This is a genomic window from Halomonas sp. MS1 (genome assembly GCF_024182575.1).
GTDB lineage: Bacteria > Pseudomonadota > Gammaproteobacteria > Pseudomonadales > Halomonadaceae > Vreelandella.
In genome coordinates, this window is the sequence record NZ_CP098926.1 from 789,005 (window position 1) to 810,002 (window position 20,998).

Genomic DNA, 20,998 nt, shown 5'->3' on the forward strand with positions numbered 1-20,998 from the left:
TTAGCGACTATTTACGCCCAAGCTGAGCGTCGAGGGCATCAAACTGCTGGGTTAGATAGTCGCTGGTTTGGTCCATCTGGGCAAGCATGCTATCCAACTGGCCGAACTGGGTACGGTAGCGGGAGATGGTCCGCTCAATGGTTTGTTCTGTTCGGGTGTAGCGCTCTACAAGGGATTCCACACGATTTTCCGCCCCGGTAATAGCGCCTTTCACAGCCCCGTTCGTACCTAATAACTGGTCTAGGCCCTGGTTTAGCTGGCCTGCCATACCTGAATCGTCGGCGTCACCAGCGAAGAACACCGACAGCGCATTCTGGTTATTGACAATGGCGTTATCCAGCTCGCTTTCATCAATAGAAAGCGTGCCGTCCCGCTGTAGTGAAATACCAATATCACTAAGCATCGAGAACTCACCTTCGATACCGCCACTTAATATGCTGCGCATGCGTGACTCCACCGTGCGCACCGTACTATCGCCGTTCAGCTCGCCTGCCACGCCGGTTTCCGCATTGTAACTGGTCAGCTCGCCGATGGTGCCCTTAAGCTCGTTATAGGCATCGACAAAGCCCGTAATTGCTTCACGAACAGCGCGTGTATTCTGCTCGACTGCCACGGTGCTATCGCCCTCTTCTTGAAGATTAAGCGTCACGCCTTGAATCGCCCCTTCCACCTGATTGGTAGGGCTGGTAATGGCAATGCCATTCACCGTCAACGCAGCATTAGTGCCTGCTTGAAGGGTGTTATCGGTGTCCGCAGCGAAGGGCTCGGTGCCTGAAAAGCTAAAGCCGCTAATAGAGGCATCCGCACCGGTTTCACTGGAACTAAGCGCCAGCCGGTAGTTGGTGCCGTCGTTCACAATGGTGGCGTTAACGCCTGAATCCTCACTAGCGTTAATCGCATCGCGAATATCTTCCAGGCTGCTATTCGCACCGATGGTGACCTCTTTACTGGCCCCATCACCGAATGTGAAGGTTAACGTTTGCTCAGTGGTCGTTAGCGGCGCGTCCAGTTCGGCAACTCCTTCAGAGGCCAGCGTGCCACGGGTAGCGAGTGTATCAACGGTGACGTTATAACTACCGGGCTGCGCTTCGCCGTCTGCCGTGGCAGTAATGGCATCGCCTCCCACATTCGTGGAAAGGCTTTCGTAAAGCGCACTGTCGTTTAACTCAGCGGAGGCAGTTTGAAATTTGGAGAGCGCACTTTGCAGCTGACCATAAGCAGAAATCTTGGTCTGCTGGGTTTCCAGTTGACGCTCTATAGGCTTCAGTTTCCCTCGCTCAGCATCTTGCAGTTGATCCAGCAAGCCGTTGAGGTCGAGCCCTGAGCCAATACCGAGTGATGAAATGGAAGCCATAAGTTACTGCCCTTTTTTTAAATAACGCCCAACACGCTGGCGCTGCTCATACGTAAGAATGTGATTTATATTTAATACTATCGACCATTAAAGCTTAGACTTGAGCCTATTTGGCTTTTTTTACGTACTAAAAAGTAATGAATTGTAAAGAATGACGCTTACATAAAGCTAAAAAGGCATAACACCATCAATTTTAATTAATACTTTTTGCTTTTCCCCTAGCGGCCCACATGTTGAATTATCTAGATGACAGAAATATGTCAGAAAAAGGTCGGCGGTTGCTTTGACATCAATCCATCATAGACCTTGGTCTAATACCCGCATTGCTTTATAATGCACTGCAACAAGCCCATTTTAGGGCTATTTGCAGGAGAACGACTTATGCCTTCCGAGGTGTCACAACCCGCATCCAGCGTAGCGTCTGCCGCTTATCATGTGCAGCGCAGCCTACGCCACTGCCTTTCTACCGTTGCCGAGCTGCTTTACGATAACGGCCATGTACTCGAAACCATTACCTTGCCGCAGCGTGGCCTTGCCCGACGCGAGTTGGCTCATTTGAAGGGGCATTGCCCTAGTTGGAAAACATGCCAACGGGTGCTTGAAGAGAGCGGTGCCGCTGAATTTAATGATTACGACCGCTTCGTACTGACGTCTATGGGACGGGAGCTAATGTTTGATATGTTTGGCCAGGGAGCTGCCGACTGCGCGTAATCGCGTTTGCTTTGCTCTGCACGTTCTAAATACGACGTTCTAAATACAGCGTTTTAAATACAAAGCGCCCGCAGGCCCTTGAAAAAAAGGGCTGCGGGCGCTTTTCTATTGGCGCGGTGTGCTTAGCGCAGTCCAAGCAGCGATAGAATAAACAGCACAACAACGATTAGACCAATAATATAGATAATGTTACGCATAACGGCACTCCTTGCTTTTGCGTTTAAAGGCTTGCTTCAAAGAAAGCAACACCTTGAAATAACATCTCTAGCCTAGCAGTGATTGGTTATGTTTGCGTAATTTACCCTTGGTGGGCATTGAATCGCTCTCTTAAGAGAAAGTACGACGATTCGTCTCACTCCCCCTTATGCCCTAGGCTCATCAGATAAAGCGCTGCGGCCAGCGCCAGCACTGAAAGCGCGAGGTAGATGGCTTCCAGTGGCGTTGTGAAACGGATATCCACCACGGCGCGGAAAAACTCAATAATCACCGCCAGAATCACCACGCGGGCAATTTTGTCCTTGAGTTGATCCAGTGAGCCTACGTTAAACGGATGCTTGGGATAGCGCACTTCCGCCTGGTCGATCCGGGAAACAAACAGCCGATAGATACCTAGCCCAAAGATCAGCAGCACAATCGCTATTAAATAAACATCAACGGCGATGATGATGTCCGGCACCAGGGTGTCGTGGATATCTTGAGAGCTATCCACCAGGTAGTAGCGCAGTACATCACCCACCACGGTTAAGATATCCAGCGTACCCACAATAAACAGCATCAGTGAGCCCAACAGGCTTGGCACTACCGCCAGCATTACCAGAAAGCGAGAATTCCAAAGCACTGTTTCAATCCGCCGCTCCCAGGGGGATTGTTCACGGGGCGTTTTGGGCGCAGGCGGCAGCGTTGAATGTGGCGATGGTGAATTCGGTGATGATGACTCAGACGGCGCTGGATCAGACATGGTGCGTGCTTGCTCCTTTTATAAAACCGCCAGCTTAGGCGGCGCTAGGATGGTCGTACGCGAACTTATAGCACGTTGACCAGCACAACCGTAAACGTAACTCCAGTGAGTAGAAAACCCAGCGAGAGCATAATGCCGTCTCTGGCGACTAAACCTAAACCAAACAAGGTAAGCGCCAAACCCGCGCCGTTGGCGCTAAACGGAATAAACTCCATCGGCGGCATGGCTAACGCGATAAGCAAGCACATCACGGCGGTGACGCGTATCCCGATATAGCCAGTCATCCACGCTAGGCGCACACCCAGCAAACTATCCACCCATCTAGCGGGCTTCTTCATGTAGTGAATGGCTTTATCGAATTTGTTGCGGGAAAGCGAACGGGTTAATAACCATTTGGGCAGCCAGAACGTTTCTCTTCCCAGTAATAGTTGCACCGACGTGAGCAACACCAACGCCGCCATAAGCGTTGGCATACCGGGAATATCACCAATAATGGGCACAAGTGTGATTAGCCCAGCAAGCAACAATAGTGGCCCAAATGAACGCCTGCCCACCGCGTGAACCACGTCGTCTACGCTTACCTTGGCTTTTTCACGCTCCATTCGCTCCATGGTGTTAAGCAGTTCGGTTAAGTTCGATGCATCCTGCATATCACTCATTGGCGTTTCTGCGCTCCGAGCCCTGTATCAATGGGTCTATTAATGGTTATGTCGACGGCTGGGGATTTCTGCTGAGCCGGAAGGGAGCCGCTAGGCCTGGGGCGTGCTGGCAAGCTTGCTGCGAATAAAATCGCTATGGCTAACGTGTAAAAGATCTGCCAACCGCCGGATACGGTGTTCTTCGAGTGGATCGATACTGCCGTCAGCCCAAGCAAGCTGCCACATTAACGCTACCAACTCGCAGCGCTGCTCATAACCGTAGTGCTCTTTTATCAGGCTAACAAACTGGTAATGATCGACGGCATCATCCACTTCTGCTTCCGCCAATGTCATTAACTCGTTAACGTCGCTGTCACTTAAGTGGTAGCGGCTGATTAACATCTGCTTCAGTGCGGCGCGTTCAGCATCGCTTTTATCGTAATCGGCACGCATGACTTCACAGAGCAGCGCCGCCGTTGCGAGTTCTAGCGTCAGGGTTTGATTATCACGCTGCTCAGGTTCTGCCAGCGCGCGTTGGAAGAAATTGCTAATGGCATCCAGCACGGTTTCTCTCCTGTTAATAAACCTGCCACTTCGACTGGCGATATGGCACTTAGTGCCCTTTACGCCTAAGCGCCCACCCTCGCCTCACTATTCACCAATCACTATTCACGATTCACGATTCACTCCTTACGCTTCGCCAACTGCTCTTTTAGCTGCTTGGGCACTTGCTTGATAATCAGGCGATCCTGGTTTTCATCGTACTCAATGCTGGACCCGAGCAGGTGGGAGTCAAAACTGATCGATACGCCCCCAGCGCGCCCGGTAAATCGGCGGAACTGACTGATAGTACGCTTGTCCGGCGGAATTTCTGGAGAAAGGCCGTAGTCAGCATTCCGGATATGGTCGTAAAACGCTTTGGGCTGCTTTTCGTCCACCAGCTCTGAAAGTTCTTCTAATGTCATTGGCTCGCCACGGCGCAGCTGCTCGTTGGCGTAGTCAACCAGGGTGTCAGTTTTTTCTCGGCTGGCTTCGTCGTCGTAGTCCTCTTTTTCGACGTAATCACTGAAGGCTTTCAACAGCGTGCGGGTTTCGGCGGGGGCATCAATGCCCTCTTCCATTCCCAACAGGGCTATCAAGCCATCGGCTAGCTTTTTGCCGCCGCGATCTTTTAAAAACGACACATACTGTGTGCTTTCAGAGTCGCTCTGCCATTGGGTAAGGTTTATCCGTGCTGCCAAGGTGAGCTGGCTGGTATTAAGCTGCGCGGCGGGCACTGCTTGGTGCTCTGCGTTAATGCCAATACCTTCCCGCTGATGAACCAAGCCTAAAAACAGCGTCTCGGTATCGCCCTGGCGTAGATGTGCGAACACTAAGTAGCCGCTAACGGAGAGCTGCTCTTGCAGTGTTTGCGCCAAGCGTTCGGCAATCGCAATAGAAAGCTGGGTAAAATCTTGCTCTTCTGCCATATACGCCCGTAGCCAAGCTACCAGCGGACCAGCCTGCTCGCCCTGCTCAGCAAATCGCCCCCACCCTTTGGCTTTGGTGTTGTAGGTGTCATTTAGCGAATTCACCAAGCTTGCCATCACAGGGTCGTCGTTGGCCGCGGGTGTTGACGCTGGTGCCGCCGTGACGGTCAAACGTTCACCATCTAGTGATGGATCAAGGCGGTGCACAATACTTTGCAGTAGCGGCATAAGCGGGAGTTACCTTTTTATCAGAAGAACAGCTAAATAAGACATTGGCGCACTCAAGGCTTTAAGCGATAGCCAGTGCGAAAAATCCAGGCAATGGTGGCAAGGCTGACCGCCAGGAAGAGCATGATCATTGCCACGCTAGCCGCTAAGCTAACATCGCCAATGCCGTAGAAGCTCCAACGGAATCCACTGACCAAGTAGACCACGGGGTTGGCTAACGTCACGGTTTGCCAAAACGGCGGCAGCATATCAATGGAATAGAAGCTGCCCCCCAAAAACGTTAGCGGAGTGATCACCAACAAAGGCACCAACTGCAGCTTGTCGAAACCATCCGCCCAAATACCGATAATAAAGCCCAGCAGGCTGAAAGTGACGGCGGTCAGCACCAGGAAGGTGAGCATCCAAATCGGATGAGCAATTTCCAGCGGCACAAATAAGCTGGACGTTGCCAGGATAATCAGCCCCAGAATGATCGATTTCGAGGCAGCAGCGCCTACATAGCCCACCACCACTTCTAAATAAGAGATGGGCGCTGAGAGAATTTCATAAATGCTGCCGGAGAACTTCGGGAAGAAAATCCCAAACGAGGCATTAGAGACACTCTGAGTAAGTAGCATCAGCATAATCAGACCGGGCACAATAAAGGCCCCGTAGCTGACCCCGTTAATTTCGCTGATGCGTGAACCAATCGCCGCGCCAAACACCACAAAGTAAAGCGAGGTTGAAATCACTGGCGACACAATGCTTTGCAGCAAGGTACGGCGAGTACGCGCCATTTCCGCCATATAAATGGCACGAACGGGGTAGAGATTCATGGGCGCTCCTTTACCAAGTCGACGAAAATATCTTCCAACGAGCTTTGCCGGGTGTGCAGGTCTTTAAAGCCAATGCCCGCTCTTTCCAACTGAGTGAGCAAGGCAGAAATACCGCGCCCGTCCTCTTCCTGACGGCCATCGTAGGTGTACACCAACTCGTAGCCATCGGCTGCCAAACTCAGCTCGTCTTGATCAAGGGACGCAGGCAACGCAGAGAGCGGCGTGTGCAGCTGCAGCGTTAGCTGCTTGCTGCCAAGCTTTTTCATCAGCGCTGCTTTCTCCTCCACCAAGACAATCTCACCGCGATTGATGACACCAATGCGGTCGGCCATTTCTTCGGCTTCTTCAATGTAATGGGTGGTGAGAATGATCGTGACACCATTATCCCGCAGCCCGCGCACCACTTCCCACATATCACGGCGTAGCTCGACGTCTACCCCAGCGGTGGGTTCATCTAGAAATAGAATGCGTGGTTCATGAGAGAGCGCTTTGGCGATCAATACACGGCGCTTCATGCCACCGGAAAGGGTCATCAAACGGTTGTTGCGTTTGTCCCACAAGGCCAGCGACTTAAGCACTTTCTCGATATGCGCTGGATTGGGCGACTTGCCAAACAAGCCACGGCTAAAACTGACCGTGTTCCATACCGTTTCAAAGGCTTCGTTGGTCAGCTCTTGAGGCACAAGACCAATACGTTCGCGGGCCTGACGATAGTGGCTAACGCTATCATAGCCATCGACGACGACGTGGCCTTGGGTTGGATTCACCAGCCCGCACACCACGCTGATTAACGTTGTTTTGCCCGCCCCGTTGGGGCCAAGCAGGGCAAAAATTTCACCGCGCTGAATGGTTAAATCCACACGGCTAAGAGCTTGAAAGCCACCTTCGTAGGTTTTGTTCAAGCCTTCAATAGTAATAATGGGATCGTTCAAGGCGTGCTCCTCACACCGCGACAGCATTGCCGCGGTGCTTGACGGATGTTCGGCGCCATTAACTGCGGCTAGTGATTTCCAACAGGTGGTAACCAAACTGAGTTTTGACCGGGCCGTGTACCTTGTTCAGCTCACCGCTGAAAACGACCTTGTCGAATTCCGGTACCATTTGGCCGGGGCCAAAGCTACCCAGGTCACCGCCTTGACGGCCAGAAGGGCAGCTAGAGTGCTGCTTGGCCACTTCTGCGAAATCACGACCATTTTCGATCTCTTGCTTCAGTGTGTTGCACTGCTCTTCACTGCTTACCAAAATATGACGGGCGCTGGCACTTGCCATAACAAACTCCTTATTAAAAAGCCCCAAAGCGGCGTATCAGTTTATCATGCTGCTACAGGGTTAGGCGCTAGCGTTAGCTTGATTAAGGCCCAGCGAGCGCTCCGCTAAAACGTAGCGCATCACCAACACTTGCCAAGGCGCGCTCATGGGCGCTTACCGAAAGCGGGCCTCGGCTACAGGCGACAATTACCCAAGGCCCCTGGGCTGACGAAATGCGCGAGGCAATACCCGCATCGCAGCTGCGACGGTGCTGTGTCCCGGTCTTATGGGCAAAATGAATGTCACTGCCCAACCCTTGTTTCAAGCGGCGCTCGCCAGAGGAGGTACGGCTCATTACCGCCAACAGCGTTTGGCGCTGCTCGCTATTCAAATCCGCCATACCCCCATGGTGAAGTGAGGCTAGCACATCTCCGAAAGCGCGCAGCGTGCCTACGTTCTCACCCGTGGCTTCATAGGCATCAAAGGCACTGTCATAGTCAGGTTGCGCAAAGGCATCTTGGCGCACGCTAAGGGCACGGGCCAACGCTACCGGGCGCTGGCTAACGGGATGCTTGCGCAGCGCCATAAAATCTAAACCACCTAAGTCCTGGGCATCTGGATGAAGCTGGCCATACACTCCTTGGCGTACGCCAACGAGCTTGCTAATTGGCCCTATATGATCGGGCTTTCCTCCGCTTGCGGCCACCATCGACGTTACCCGTGTATTTACTGCCTCAAGCCCTACACGATCAATCAGCATATCGGAGGCAGTGTTATCGCTAACGGTGATCATCTGTTCCAACAAATAACGGATGGAAATAGGCGTACCTGGGTCATGCCAGTTAACCGGGCCTGCGCCGTCCACATAGTCGCTGCGTGCCAGGGTAACCCGCTCATCAAGAGCTAGCCTGCCAGCTTGATACTCGGCCAACACTTGGGCAGCCACCGGTACCTTTATCAGCGATGCCAAATACCATGGTTCATCGGCTTTCCAGGCATAGGCTTCGCCACTGGCTAGATTCTGCACATACACGCCCAGCTGCCCACCAAATACCTCTTCGATGGTGGCCATGCGGGCGTTTAAGTCACCCTGCCAGCGGCTCTGTTTATCAACTGCATAATACCAGTCTGCATAAACGGGCAGCGCTATTAACAGCGCGACTACCAACAGCCCACGCTGTATCCAGTGTCGCAAATCGTCAACTCCCGTTAGTTTGCTCGCGTTTAGCGATGAGCCGCCATCCAGCGGGTTAGCCAAATCCACAGCGCGGCGCCGAGTATTAACAAGCCACCAACGCCTAGCGCCTGCGGGTAGCTGTAGGCCCCCTCGCCTTCCAATAAAAAGCGCAGTACCAGAAAAATCATCACGATATGGAAGATAAAGGCTTTGAGCGCATCACTACCAACGAGCGTGATCGGCAACAGTACTTTCGCAGCGGCTGTTCCACCCGCTAAGGCAAGCCCGAGCAGTACCAGCGCGCCACCCACGCTAAACAGCGTAAAGTTTATCCCTGGCGGGTGTTTTCCCACATTACGAGCCACCGCCACCATCGCACCATAAACATCGCCCCCGGCGATGGCGATGCCATAAAAAGCAGCGACCATCAGCGCCCCCGCCCCTACCAGCCAAAGAATTAAACGGCGGCGTAAAGCGGCATCGAAATAGCAGCGTAACAGCGCTTCGCCAATCAATAAGCCAGACAATATGAGTGGGGCGCGACTAAGCTGCCCCCAAGCATAGTGCTCTTCATGGTCTACCAGAAATGCTTTTAAGAGGTCATAGCCACCAAAGGAAACGCCTTGTAGCCATGCTGAAAGCGCCGTTAATCCTGCGATGGTCGCCAAACGTCCCCACAGTGGCATTCGCGCCCACAGCGGCAATATTAATGGCACCCATAGCAAGGCAATGGCATAGAAGCCGAGAATCTCTACCCAGATAGCAAACCGCCCGTAGAGCAGCGTATTAACAATATCGCTAGGCGAGCTAAAGGGGAGCATTTCGATAATAATCAGCGCTTTATACCAAAACCAAACCTCAATGGCCCTTACCCATAGCTTTAACCGCCGCTGGGGCCAATCGTCAATTTGCGTGTGAGATAAGAAGGCCACCGCCAGCGCGATACCGAACACTAAAATAAATAGTGAAGACGAGAACTTAGTCAAAAAGTGGATAGGCACCATGCCCCAGTCGGGCACATGACGCATGCCTACTAAACCACTAACGGCATGACTGATAATCATCAGCCCAATGGCAATACCACGCGCGAGATCAATCGCTTCGATTCGCCCTTGCGCTTTAGGAAGCTGTGGAACCTCCTGCCAGTTCAACACGTCGGCAACGTCCTTGTGGCTGATGTTAGTAATAGAACTCTAACCATAGCCTATTCATTCCCTACGCCCTATCCTCACGCCCTATGTGGCATCTTTTAACGCAAAAATGCCCCGCAACTGGCGAGGCATTTCATGGTTCATCCGTGAACCGGAATAGAAGTTAATCCTTTAGCAGTCATGGGTTACCAACCGGAGTCATCTTCCTCTTCAGTTTCCCATGTGCCTTGCTCCTCTTCTTCCTCTTCGTACTCAGTGGTTACGCCTTCATTGGTAGCGCCTTGCTCTTGCTCAGAGTCGAAGGAGTTGTAAGCACCTTGCTCATCCTGGGTCGTTTCTTCCTGAGGAGCAGGCTCGTAATCATCGTCGCCTTCCATGCCGGCAAAGGCCAGCGGGCTAGCGATTAAACCAAACGATACGCCTAAAATGCCAAGTTTCTTGAGAGCTTCCTTTTTCATAGTCATGCCTCCTGGTATGGCTTCGCTTTCACTTTGGTTTTCGGTAATCAAAAAATTCGATCATTTGAAAACGTTGGTTAGTGGCAAGAACGTCATGTCTTCCTAACACTTCGTTCTTGCCCAATACACTGCAGCCGCCATACCAAGCCATGCCAATAAAATAAAAAACACATTGAATACAGAATCTTGAATAGAAACAATGCATGCCCACCTAATCGCGCACCGATATTTAATTAGCGATTTATTGTTTACCTCTGGCACATGGGTCCTGCTGCATCATGTCAATTGAGTTTTAGGCAATTAATAGCCCATCACCCGAGGCAGCCACGTGGCAAGGCCAGGTATCGCGATCAACAATAAAATGGTGGCCAGAATAGGCAATAGGAATGGCAACACCGCTTTGACCACCTGCCCATAGCGTAGCCGCGTAATGCCTACCATTAGAAACAGCACCGTGCCAAAGGGTGGTGTGATAACCCCCACTGAAAGCGTAATGACCATCACAATGCCGAAATGGACAGGGTCTAACCCCGCGCTTAGCGCAGCAGGCACCACAATGGGAGTGAAGATCAGGATGCTCTCGATGACCGACATGAAACAGCCGATAAGCAGGAAAAACAGCGCAAAGCAGAGCAGCAACGCAATCGTCGGCATATCGATGCTGGCCACTTGTCCCGCCAACGCTTGTGGAATGCCCATACGCACCAAAATCCAGCCGTAAAAACTGGATACCGCAATAATCAGCAGAATCACGGCGCTGAACATAAGGGTACGTTGGAAAGCATTAAACAAGTCGCGCAGGCTTAAGTCACGGTAGATCAAGCCGCCTAAAATAACCGCATAGAGCGAGGCAATGGCGCCCGCTTCCGTTGGCGTAAAGAAGCCCCCCCAAATACCACCGACAATAATGGCGGGCATCATCAAGGGCAGAATAGCGCGCTTGCCGGTTCGGACGACCTCGCAGGCATCAAACGGCGTAGGCTTAGGCATCACTACTTTGCCTGTTGCCCCGAGCATTACCGTCATTCCCATCAACAGTAATGCCATCAAAATGCCGGGCAGCAGCCCCGCCATAAACAGCCCGCCGATACTCACGTTGGCCAACCAGCCATACACTACCAGCGCAATACTGGGCGGCAGAATCGGCCCAATCACGCTAGAGGCGGCGGTAATTCCAGTGGCGTAACCCACATCATAGCCACGCTCTTTCATGGCTTTAATTTCAATGCTGCCAAGACCCGCCGCGTCAGCCACAGCAGTACCCGACATAGTGGCAAAAATAGAGCTGGCCACTACGTTAGCGTGACCAAGACCGCCTTTGGTAAAGCCTACTAATGCCGTGGCGAAGTCAAAAATACGCGTGGTTGTTGAGCCAATATTCATAATATTGGCAGCCAGAATAAACAGCGGAATGGCCAACAGTGTAAAGTTGTTGAGCGTTTGCACCATCCGCAGTGGCAGTAGCTCAACGGGCAACCCTCCGGTACCGGTGAATACCAAAGCAATAAATGAAGTAACACCGATGGCAACCACAACAGGCAGCCCGATAGCCATTAGCACCAACAGGCCGCCAACGAAAATTAGTAATTCAGTCATGGTGCCGTCACCTCTTCTTCGCGGGGTGCTTCAAGCCAGAAAACCGGGCCGCGCAGCGTTTTCCAAAGGGCGATGACCGCCATGCTTGCGAAGCTAAAGAAGATACCGTAGTAGAGGTAGCTGAAACTGATACTTAACGAAACGGTTTTATTGTTGGCGCTCATATCCGACATAATCCACGCGCCCCATGCCGCGAGCAGAAAAAAGCCGCAAGAGATCAGCGAAGTAAGGCGATACTGTATATTTTTACCTAAGCTAGAAAGTTTGTGGCTGAACAGGTCAACCACTAAATGCTCACTGCGTACCCACGCAGAGATAGACCCAAAGCCAATGGCATAAATGGCCAGCAGTGACGCAACTTCTTCTGTCCAGGGCATCCCCAGCCCAAGTAGGTCCCGGGCCACCACTGCAGACACAATGAGCAGTAATATCGCGGCCATTAACGCAACACCTATCCCATCGCAAAGACGGGTGGTGTAACGCAACACATAAAAAGTGATTCTATCCGGCCCGTTTCTGGGCGGCATAGCTGAATCCACGGTAACGCTCCTGAGGCTTAATAAGGCTTAACTTAAATAGGTATCTTTTAAAACTACAACGACGGCCCGATAGGCCGCCGTTGTTCATTTAGCGCAGGCAATTACTGACTTTCATTACCTAACGCATCTTCACGCACACCATCAGCCATATCGGCCATGACACGATCAATCGCAGGCAACGCTGCTTCGCGGAAAGGTGCCACATCCGGCTCAATGATGGTCATCCCTTCATCCTGCAGCGCTTCTAGATAGAACTCGTCAAGTTCACGCTCTTGCTCTGAACCGTATTGACGAGCTACGTCGATCGCCTCTTCGATCAATGCCTGATCATCGGCTTCTAAGCCATCCCACCAGCGTGAACTGGCTATCCAGCTCCACGGAAACTGCACGTGGCTGGTCATAATGATGTGATCCTGTACTTCCCACAGGCGGCGGGTATAGGGCGAGGAGAGCGAGTTTTCATGGCCATCGACTTGACCTGTTTGCATGGCCAAGTAAATTTCCGGCGCGGGAACGTTCACTACCTGAGCGCCGATCTCTTCCCACACCTCAAGCCACACGGGGAGCGATGGCAGACGCAAACGGAAGCCGTCTAAGTCTTCAGGGCTATTGATTGCCTTGTTGGCGGTCATATGGCGTGGGCCACGGTGCTGCAAACCAAAATACTTAAGTCCGCCTTGGTTCTCAGCCTGATCAATCAATGCCTGGCCAGAAGGGCTTTCCATATAGGCATCGACTTCGTCCCAGGTTGAAAAAACAAACGGCACGGTAATAGCGTCATACTCTGGCGCATACTGCTGGCGCCAGTTGCCGCCAGTGATAGAAATCTGGGTTTGACCTAAATTGAGCAGTTCCAGCACCGCGTTTTCACCACCGAGTGAGCCTGCTAGAAAAGGACGCACCTCAAAACGGCCCGGTGCCTGCTCTTCTAGGTACTCGGCAAAGCGCTCGACTGCTGCGCTTTCGGAGCCGCCTTCGCTCATGGTGTTGTTAACTTGAATTTCGATCGGGTTTGCCAAGGCAAAGGGGGCCGCCGTTAGCATACCCAGGGTGGCCAGCGTGGTAAGCAATGTTGTCCGCATAGGATGACTCTCTACGGTTGTCGTTATTGGATGTGGTTATGGTTATTAAGCGTGATACCTATCACAGCATTTTTGCTGTTTGATTGATCTTGAAACAAGCAGCCAAGCGGCTCAAATCGACGTTTATGAAGGCTGACTTCGTCAAATACGATGGCTAGAAACGCCGCTATAGCGCGCTAAACTACGCGCCCTATTATCAGCGTACGACCAAAGATGAATACCCACTGGACCCTTAGGCTATCTCAATGGCGCTTGTCTGCTGTTCTTAGCCGCGGCTTCAACCGCCATTTTCGCCAGGAGCTTTCATCATGCACGAAGTCGCACCCGTCGTGTTTATTACCGGCGCCACTTCTGGAATAGGCCTTGCTTGTGCCCACCGTTTTGCCCAAGCGGGCTGGTCACTGGTGTTAACAGGACGGCGTCAAACTCGCTTAGAGGCGCTCTATAACTCACTGAAAAACAGCGTACCTGTGCACATCGCTCAATTGGATGTCAGCAACCCACAAGACGCTGCCAACGTGGTTGCGGCGTTGCCAGAACGCTTTCAGCAGGTGCATACACTGATCAATAGTGCAGGGCTAGCGCTGGGTAAGGGGCCAGCTCAAAACGCTGAGTTGGATGACTGGCATCGCATGATTGATACCAACGTAAAAGGGTTAGTGACTGTCACGCGCCACCTATTGCCAAAGCTCATCGCCGCTGGCCCTGGCTCAACGGTAATTAACCTGGGTTCTATCGCCGCTCATACGCCTTACCCTGGTGGGCATGTGTATGGCGCCACCAAAGCCTTTGTAGAACAATTTAGCTATAACCTGCGCTGCGACGTTGGCCCCCAGGGCGTTAGGGTGACCGACCTCGCCCCGGGGATGACAGCGAGTGAATTTACGCTGGTTCGCATGAAAGGTGACCACCAGGTAGCCGATAGCTACTACGCAGGAGCGAAACCACTTCAGCCTGAGGATATCGCCGACCAAGCATTCCATGTAGCCTCACTTCCGCCGCATATCAATATCACGCGCTTAGAGGTGATGCCGCTTTGTCAGCAGTGGTCGGCCCCTTCGATACTGCGGGATTAAGCGCCGATTTGATGAGCTTTATAACGCTGAATGCTTTTCTGCGGTCAGCAGGTCCACCATGTGCCTTGCCGTAACAGGAAGCGTCGCGTAGCGGCGCACGCCAATCACAAGCTCCCGTTGGGCCCAGGCGTCGCTCAACGGGATGCTCTTAAGCTGCAGATCACCTAGCTCGCGGTAGATCGTTTGTTCTGGTAGCACGCCGACCCCCATGCCATGGTGAATCATGCGGCAAATAGCATCAAAACTACGTACCTGAATGCGCATTCGCAGCGCTCTTCCCGATAGATTAGCCTGCTCAAGCAATAGCGCTTGCAGTGACGCATCTTGCTGCAAACCGATAAAGTCGAAAGCGAGCGCTTCATTGAAGGCAATACTGCTTCGCTCCGCTAACGGGTGTTTATCAGGCGTTACTAGCACTAAGCGATCACGCCGATACGGAATTATCTGTAAGTCTGGCGCAGCCACATGCCCAGCAAAAATGCCGATATCGGTTAATCCATCCCTTACAGCGGCAATAATTTCATTACTAACCCGCTCTTGCAGGTCGATTTTGATTTCAGGGTAGTGGCGAGAGAACGCGCTGAGATCTTGGGGAAGAAACGCGATAATGGCTGAGGTATTGGAATGAATACGCACATGCCCACGCACGCCTTCACCATACTCGCTAAGCTCTGCCTGTAAGCGCTCAACATTGTCGAGTATGCGCCGCGCATGATGTAAAAACGCATGCCCTGCTGGGGTTAGCTCCACGCCACGGGGCTTACGGTAAAGTAGCGTTGCTCCGACCAAGCTTTCAAGATCGCTCATTCGCTTGCTAACGGCGGCAAGGGCTAGGTGTTCGCGTTCGGCAGCCGCGGTCAAGCGGCCTTCGTCTGCAACAGAGATAAACAGCTTGAGCGTAAAAAAATCAAAGCGGCGCAACTCGGCAAACTCCTGAAAAGTAACCTGACTATTGTTCGCGTTCGGCAGCCGCGGTCAAGCGGCCTTCGTCTGCAACAGAGATAAACAGCTTGAGCGTAAAAAAATCAAAGCGGCGCAACTCGGCAAACTCCTGAAAAGTAACCTGACTATGCTAGCGCATACCTTCGCCAGTCACGAAACCTTTGTTACCCATTGCCTAATTGTCGCGCCTAAGCGGCTCGCGCATGCTGGTAGGCAACAATATTAACGACACGACCAGGAGAGCCTTAATGCACGCTCCCGAAGCTCGCCAGCTTCCCTTAGAAGGCCTGAAAGTCCTTGAACTTGGGCAACTCATTGCAGGCCCATTTGCGACCAAGCTGTTGGGCGAATTTGGTGCCGATGTGATTAAAATTGAGCCGCCCGGCACCGGCGACCCCCTTCGCAAATGGCGAATGCTTGAGGAAGGCACCTCTCTTTGGTGGCACGTACAGAGCCGTAACAAACGCTCGGTGGCGCTGGACTTGCGCAGTGAAGAGGGTCAAGCGCTGGTGCGCGAACTCGCTACCGAGGCTGATGTGGTGGTGGAAAACTTCCGCCCAGGCACATTAGATAACTGGGGGCTGGGCTGGCAAGCGCTCTCAAAACTCAACCCACGATTAATCATGGTGCATATTTCCGGCTACGGACAAACGGGGCCTTACCGCGACAAACCCGGCTTTGGGGTAGTGGGAGAAGCCATGGGCGGGTTGCGTTATCTCACCGGCCAGCCGGGAGAGCCTTCGGTACGCGTAGGGGTGAGCATTGGTGATTCGCTGTCCGCGCTTTACGCTGTCATTGGCACCTTGCTGGCACTGCAAGAGCGCAATCGCAGCGGCCTGGGACAAGAGATCGACGTGGCGCTGTATGAGTCGGTATTTGCCATGATGGAGAGCCTACTGCCGGAATTCGATGCCAGCGGCCAGGTGCGCGAACCTAGCGGCAGCGCCCTCCCCGGCATTACGCCTTCTAACGCTTACCGCTGCCAGGGCGGCGATTACGTACTGATTGCCGGTAACGGCGACAGCATTTTTAAACGCCTGATGGGCGTGATTGGCCGTGATGATCTGGCCAACGACCCCGCACTAGCCCACAACGATGGCCGCAGCCAGCAGGCTGAAATGATCGACGCAGCGATCCAAGCGTGGTCTGAAGAGCGCCCAAGAGAGGCGATTCTTAAAGCGCTGGATGAGGCACGTGTGCCAGCAGGCTATCCGTACACCGCCGAAGATATTGCCTTTGACCCCCATTACTTGGCGCGGGAAATGATTCAAACCTTCACCCGCCCCAACGGCAAACCATTAAAAGTACCCGGTGTACTGCCCAAACTTAGCGCTACCCCTGGGCGACTCGGCGATGGCGGCCCGGCGCTTGGCCAGCATACCGATGACGTGCTGGATGAGCTGGGCATTGACCAGGAAACTCGCGCCAAACTGCGTCAAGCGGGCATTATTTAAGGAGAGCGCAATGCACAAGTCCACGAGTCAACCCATGCTCTGCCCCACAACACCTTGTCCTACAAAAATAGAAATTAATGAAGTCGCCCCGCGTGACGGCCTGCAGATTGAAGCGCGCTTTGTCCCCACAGACGATAAAATCCGCTGGATCGACGCACTCTCCACCACCGGCCTGCGGCGCATCGAGGCCACCTCGTTTACGTCACCCAAAGCAATTCCTAACCTGCGCGATGCCGCTGAGGTTGTCACTGGTATTCAGCGCCGGGCAGGCGTCGATATCAGCGTATTAGTGCCTAACCTTAAGGGCATGGAGCGCGCGCTTGCCTGCCAAGTGGATGAGATTAATTTGGTGATGTCGGCAAGCGATAGCCATGGATTAGCAAACCTGCGCATGACACCTGAGCAGTCGCTTGAGCAATTTGCCGCGATTGTGGAGGCCTGCCAAGGCAGCAGCGTATTTATCAACGCCTCGCTTTCGACCGCCTTTGGCTGCCCGTTTGAAGGCGAGGTGCCTGAAACGCGGGTGCTTACGCTGGTGGAACAACTGATCGCGCTGGGCATTCAAGGCGTCACGCTATGCGACACCACGGGCATGGCCAACCCAGCCCAGGTAAGGCGCCTGTGTGACGCCGTGCTTGAGCGCTGGCCGGAAACGCCGTTCACGCTGCACTTTCACAACACGCGCGGCATGGGTTTAGCCAACGCGCTGGCGGCGTGGCAGGCGGGCATTAATCGCTTTGATGCGTCGTTAGGTGGGCTGGGGGGCTGCCCCTTTGCCCCAGGCGCTAGCGGTAATGTATGCACCGAAGACTTAGTGCATATGTTTGCAGCGATGGGGGTCGATACGGGCGTCGATCTAGATGCGCTACTTGACGTTGCCGCCACCCTGCCGACACTTATCGGCCACGACGTGCCCGGGCAAGTGGTAAAAGCCGGGAAGTCATCCCGGCGTTATGCTATGCCCGAGCGTTAGTTTTACGCTGGCCCAATCACATGCTTCACTTCCAGGTAGGCACTTAGCCCCCAGGGGCCGAGTTCACGGCCAATGCCGCTGCGCTTGAAGCCGCCCCAGGCGGTTTCAGGCAGCACCAGCTGCTCGCTGTTGTACCAAATGCTACCGGCTTTTAGCTGGCGACCAATGCGCTTTGCCCGCTCAGGATCACCGCTAATCACCGTCGCAGCTAATCCATAAGCGCTATCGTTGGCGAGCTTAATCGCCTCCTCTTCGCTGGTAACACTGCGTGCGCAGAGCACAGGGCCGAAAATCTCCTCTTGCCACAAGCGGCTTTCCAGCGGCACATCACGGTAAAGCGTCGGCGCTAAAAAGTAGCCCTGCGTGGGTAACGTGCGATGGGTAATATCGCGCACTGCCGTTAGGCCTTCTTGCGCTGCTAAGTCTAAATAGCGTTGTACCGCATCGCGCTGCTTAGCGCTGGTCAGCGGCCCTAAGTCAGTGCCTTCAGCCAGTGGGTCGCCCAGGGTTAGCGCATCCATCCGCTCAGCTAGGGCGGTGTAGAGTGCTTCTGCTACGTTTTCATGTACCAGTAAACGCGAAGTCGCTGAACAGATTTGCCCGGCATTAAAGTAGATACCTGCCATTACCCAGTCGGCGGCTTGGGCGGGGTCGGCGTCTTCCATTACCAGAATCGGCGATTTTCCACCTAGCTCAAGGGAGACACTGGCAGTGCGAACGGCAGCAGCTTGCATAACGGCTTCGCCGACTCGGTTACTGCCCGTAAAGGAAATTTTATCTACACCTGGGTGATTGGTTAGCGGTGCGCCAATGCCCTCGCCGTCGCCATTAAGCAGGTTCAGCACACCGGCTGGCAGGCCAATTTCCAGGGCAATTTCCGCCAGTGCCAACTCGGGGAGCGGCGTTACCTCTGACGGCTTGAGCACTGCGGTACAGCCTGCCGCCAACGCGGGCGCCAGCTTCCAGGCGCTTGTCACCAGCGGGAAATTCCAGGGGGCAATCAACCCCACGACGCCCACAGGGTCATGATACGTACGCGCCTCGACGCCCTCCATTGCCATACTGACCAGTTCGCCCTGGCGAGCATCTAACGCCCTGGCCTGCTTGGCGTAGTAGCGATAACAGGCAATCGCGTCGTCCAGGTCAATGCCTGCTTCTGCAAGCGGTTTACCGTTATTAGTGGCTGACAGAGTGATTAGCGCTTCTCGGCGGGCCTCCAACGCATCGGCAAAGCTATCTAGGTACTTTGCACGCGCAGCTCCACCCAGCGCTTGCCAAGCAGGTTGTGCTTGCTGAGCGGCTTTAACGGCAGCGTCGACATCTACCGCATCCCCCGCCGTGACCTGAGCAATACGCGCTTCGCGATAAGGGTTCATCACATCGAGCATGCGCGTGCCTGCTGAGGCAACCCATTGGTTGTTGATGAACTGCTGATTGATAACTTGCTGGTTGAGTAACGGCATCTACGTATCCTGGTCAGAAATTCGGCACGCACGCTGCCAAGCAGCCGCGTCTATTTCAATGAGTAACGGGCCACTTGAAACACGCTTAGCGAGTGAGTTTGCAAGCTCCTCAGGGCTTTCTACCCGCACGCTTGGGCAACCAAACCCTTCGGCCAAAGTAAGAAAGTTGGGGGCTTGAATATCCACGCCCAAACGAGCCACACCATTGGCATCCATATAGCGGCGAATTTCTTCGTAGCCTGCGTTGTGCCACAGCACAATCACCACCGGCAGGCGTTCCTCCACCGCGGTAGCAAGCTCAGAAAGGGTGAACATCACCCCGCCATCACCGACAAGCGCCACCACGGGTAGATCAACGCGAGCTAACTGCGCCCCTAATGCTGCTGGCAGCCCATAACCCAAGGTGCCGTAGCCGGTAGAGGCATTGAAATAACGCCTTGGCGCTGGCTGGCTGACTAGGTGGTTGCCCGCATACACCGGTGCAGTGGAGTCACCCACCAAAATCGCCTCAGGCAGATGGTCAGCCAGGGTCTTGTAAAGCGGCACGAAGTCGCTAAAAGCCGGATCATTAACCAGGTTAAGTGCACTCAACGTAGTGGCTGTTCGTTCAATACCGCGTTCAACACCGTGGCGCTGCAAAGGTTCGGGAAAATGAGTGAGTAGAAGCGCTAGGCTACGTCCGGCATCGCCCACTAAACCAAGCGTTGCATGCTGGTTACGCACCAGTTGTTCAGGGTCGAGGTCTATCCGAATCAGTTTTCCATGGAGGTGAAAGCCACCATCAAACACGACATCGTAGTCGGTCTCGCCAAGCTCGGTACCCACCGCCAAAATCACATCGGCGTTGGCCGCTAGTTCGCGCACCGCAGGCAGCGCGGCATTCGCGCCCAAATCCAGCGGATGGTCGCGACCCAGCAGCCCTTTGGCATTGATAGTCGTCACCGTCGGGGCATCAAGCCTCTCTACCAGTGCCCGCGCTGCCTCTGGCGCTGCCACACAGCCACCACCTAACAGCACCAAGGGTTGCTTCGCGGCCTTTAACAAACGGGCAGCTTCGGCAAGCCCTTCTGGGTCAGGCGCTGCTCGGTAAAGCGTTGGCGCTGGCCAACTGTCCGGTACCTTCACCGGCGCATTGAACAGATCAATCGGAATTTCAATATGCACCGGGCCTGGGCGCGCACCATTGAAGATCGCAAAGGCGCGGGCCAGCACGTCAGGTAGCGTATTGGCATCCAATAGCGTGTGGCTAAAGCGTGCCACGCCGCTGATCATCTGCTGCTGGCTGGGCAGCTCGTGCAGCCGACCTTGGCCTAGCCCCAGCGTATCCCGGCGGTTAACACTGGAGATCACCAGCATGGGGATAGAGTCTGCTAAGGCTTGGCCCATCGCAGTAGCAATATTGGTCATTCCCGGGCCAGTGATAATCAGACATACCCCAGGCTGACCGCTGGCGCGGGCATAGCCGTCGGCCATAAACCCTGCGCCCTGCTCATGGCGCGGGGTTACGTGGCGCACATCGCTACCTTCAAGCCCTCGGTACAGCTCCACCGTATGCACGCCCGGAATACCGAACAGAGTTCGAACGCCATAGGTTTCGCGCAGCAGGTGGATCAATAGCTCGGCACAGGTCATGGTTGAGTGATTGCGCATTGCGTCAGCGTTCATG

21 protein-coding genes are annotated in these 20,998 nt (G+C 53.8%); 4 read left to right on the forward strand and 17 right to left on the reverse strand.

The features are described 5' to 3' along the window. Nucleotides 1-7 precede the first annotated feature (7 nt). A complete protein-coding gene (fliD, locus tag NF683_RS03655) occupies nucleotides 8-1,354 on the reverse strand; it encodes a flagellar filament capping protein FliD (protein WP_089040738.1) in 1,347 nt (448 codons plus the stop codon). A 381-nt stretch (nucleotides 1,355-1,735) separates the two neighbouring features. Here fliD and NF683_RS03660 point away from each other — a divergent pair, with 381 nt between their 5' ends. Further along, nucleotides 1,736-2,065, forward strand: a complete 330-nt coding sequence (locus NF683_RS03660; protein ID WP_089040737.1) for a hypothetical protein — start codon at nucleotides 1,736-1,738, stop codon at nucleotides 2,063-2,065. Between the two features lie 352 nt (nucleotides 2,066-2,417). On the opposite strand, the gene NF683_RS03665 is transcribed toward NF683_RS03660, so the two are convergent. The 13 genes from NF683_RS03665 to NF683_RS03725 form a co-directional block, all read right to left on the reverse strand. After that, nucleotides 2,418-3,023, reverse strand: a complete 606-nt coding sequence (locus NF683_RS03665; RefSeq protein ID WP_253921276.1) for a YqhA family protein — start codon at nucleotides 3,021-3,023, stop codon at nucleotides 2,418-2,420. 65 nt (nucleotides 3,024-3,088) lie between these two features. Beyond that, nucleotides 3,089-3,682 (reverse strand): exopolysaccharide biosynthesis protein, encoded by a 594-nt coding sequence (locus NF683_RS03670; RefSeq protein ID WP_253921277.1) that lies wholly within the window; start codon nucleotides 3,680-3,682, stop codon nucleotides 3,089-3,091. Nucleotides 3,683-3,772: 90 nt separating this feature from the next. Next, nucleotides 3,773-4,225, reverse strand: a complete 453-nt coding sequence (locus NF683_RS03675) for a tellurite resistance TerB family protein (RefSeq protein ID WP_089040734.1) — start codon at nucleotides 4,223-4,225, stop codon at nucleotides 3,773-3,775. 119 nt (nucleotides 4,226-4,344) lie between these two features. After that, nucleotides 4,345-5,358 carry a nucleoid-associated protein YejK gene (gene yejK, locus NF683_RS03680; RefSeq protein ID WP_253921278.1) on the reverse strand — a complete coding sequence of 338 codons (1,014 nt, stop codon included), beginning with the start codon at nucleotides 5,356-5,358 and terminating at the stop codon, nucleotides 4,345-4,347. A gap of 53 nt (nucleotides 5,359-5,411) precedes the next feature. Beyond that, nucleotides 5,412-6,173: an ABC transporter permease gene (locus NF683_RS03685; RefSeq protein WP_089040732.1), complete on the reverse strand. Its 762-nt coding sequence runs from the start codon at nucleotides 6,171-6,173 to the stop codon at nucleotides 5,412-5,414. Continuing rightward, a complete protein-coding gene (locus NF683_RS03690; protein ID WP_253921279.1) occupies nucleotides 6,170-7,105 on the reverse strand; it encodes an ABC transporter ATP-binding protein in 936 nt (311 codons plus the stop codon). The genes NF683_RS03685 and NF683_RS03690 overlap by 4 nt, the downstream gene beginning before the upstream one ends. Before the next feature lie 58 nt (nucleotides 7,106-7,163). Beyond that, a complete protein-coding gene (locus NF683_RS03695) occupies nucleotides 7,164-7,469 on the reverse strand; it encodes a peptidylprolyl isomerase (protein ID WP_301396539.1) in 306 nt (101 codons plus the stop codon). 55 nt (nucleotides 7,470-7,524) lie between these two features. Continuing rightward, nucleotides 7,525-8,616, reverse strand: a complete 1,092-nt coding sequence (locus tag NF683_RS03700) for a serine hydrolase (protein WP_253921878.1) — start codon at nucleotides 8,614-8,616, stop codon at nucleotides 7,525-7,527. A 29-nt stretch (nucleotides 8,617-8,645) separates the two neighbouring features. Further along, nucleotides 8,646-9,752: a heparan-alpha-glucosaminide N-acetyltransferase domain-containing protein gene (locus NF683_RS03705; RefSeq protein WP_253921281.1), complete on the reverse strand. Its 1,107-nt coding sequence runs from the start codon at nucleotides 9,750-9,752 to the stop codon at nucleotides 8,646-8,648. A 182-nt stretch (nucleotides 9,753-9,934) separates the two neighbouring features. Continuing rightward, nucleotides 9,935-10,207 (reverse strand): hypothetical protein, encoded by a 273-nt coding sequence (locus NF683_RS03710; RefSeq protein WP_253921282.1) that lies wholly within the window; start codon nucleotides 10,205-10,207, stop codon nucleotides 9,935-9,937. 300 nt (nucleotides 10,208-10,507) lie between these two features. Continuing rightward, nucleotides 10,508-11,803, reverse strand: a complete 1,296-nt coding sequence (locus NF683_RS03715; protein ID WP_089040727.1) for a TRAP transporter large permease — start codon at nucleotides 11,801-11,803, stop codon at nucleotides 10,508-10,510. Further along, a complete protein-coding gene (locus NF683_RS03720; protein ID WP_456362360.1) occupies nucleotides 11,800-12,330 on the reverse strand; it encodes a TRAP transporter small permease in 531 nt (176 codons plus the stop codon). Before NF683_RS03720 ends, NF683_RS03715 begins: the two co-directional genes overlap by 4 nt. A gap of 113 nt (nucleotides 12,331-12,443) precedes the next feature. Next, nucleotides 12,444-13,424 carry a TRAP transporter substrate-binding protein gene (locus NF683_RS03725; protein WP_253921284.1) on the reverse strand — a complete coding sequence of 327 codons (981 nt, stop codon included), beginning with the start codon at nucleotides 13,422-13,424 and terminating at the stop codon, nucleotides 12,444-12,446. Between the two features lie 308 nt (nucleotides 13,425-13,732). Between NF683_RS03725 and NF683_RS03730 the strand changes: the two genes are divergently transcribed. Next, nucleotides 13,733-14,500, forward strand: coding sequence for an SDR family NAD(P)-dependent oxidoreductase (locus NF683_RS03730; protein WP_253921285.1), 768 nt, complete (start codon nucleotides 13,733-13,735; stop codon nucleotides 14,498-14,500). Nucleotides 14,501-14,518: 18 nt separating this feature from the next. On the opposite strand, the gene NF683_RS03735 is transcribed toward NF683_RS03730, so the two are convergent. After that, nucleotides 14,519-15,421, reverse strand: a complete 903-nt coding sequence (locus NF683_RS03735; protein WP_038478477.1) for a LysR family transcriptional regulator — start codon at nucleotides 15,419-15,421, stop codon at nucleotides 14,519-14,521. 269 nt (nucleotides 15,422-15,690) lie between these two features. On the opposite strand from NF683_RS03735, the gene NF683_RS03740 reads away from it, so the two are divergent. Together NF683_RS03740 and NF683_RS03745 are read left to right on the forward strand one after the other, a co-directional pair. Continuing rightward, the gene (locus tag NF683_RS03740; protein ID WP_253921286.1) at nucleotides 15,691-16,896 is read left to right on the forward strand and encodes a CaiB/BaiF CoA transferase family protein; all 1,206 of its coding nucleotides are present in this window, start codon (nucleotides 15,691-15,693) and stop codon (nucleotides 16,894-16,896) included. Nucleotides 16,897-16,906: 10 nt separating this feature from the next. After that, nucleotides 16,907-17,869 (forward strand): hydroxymethylglutaryl-CoA lyase, encoded by a 963-nt coding sequence (locus NF683_RS03745; RefSeq protein ID WP_253921287.1) that lies wholly within the window; start codon nucleotides 16,907-16,909, stop codon nucleotides 17,867-17,869. A gap of 2 nt (nucleotides 17,870-17,871) precedes the next feature. Here the strand turns inward: NF683_RS03745 and NF683_RS03750 are convergent, their stop codons facing one another. Beyond that, nucleotides 17,872-19,332, reverse strand: a complete 1,461-nt coding sequence (locus tag NF683_RS03750; RefSeq protein ID WP_253921288.1) for an aldehyde dehydrogenase family protein — start codon at nucleotides 19,330-19,332, stop codon at nucleotides 17,872-17,874. After that, nucleotides 19,333-20,997, reverse strand: coding sequence for a 5-guanidino-2-oxopentanoate decarboxylase (locus NF683_RS03755; RefSeq protein WP_253921289.1), 1,665 nt, complete (start codon nucleotides 20,995-20,997; stop codon nucleotides 19,333-19,335). Between the last annotated feature and the right edge of the window lies 1 nt (nucleotide 20,998).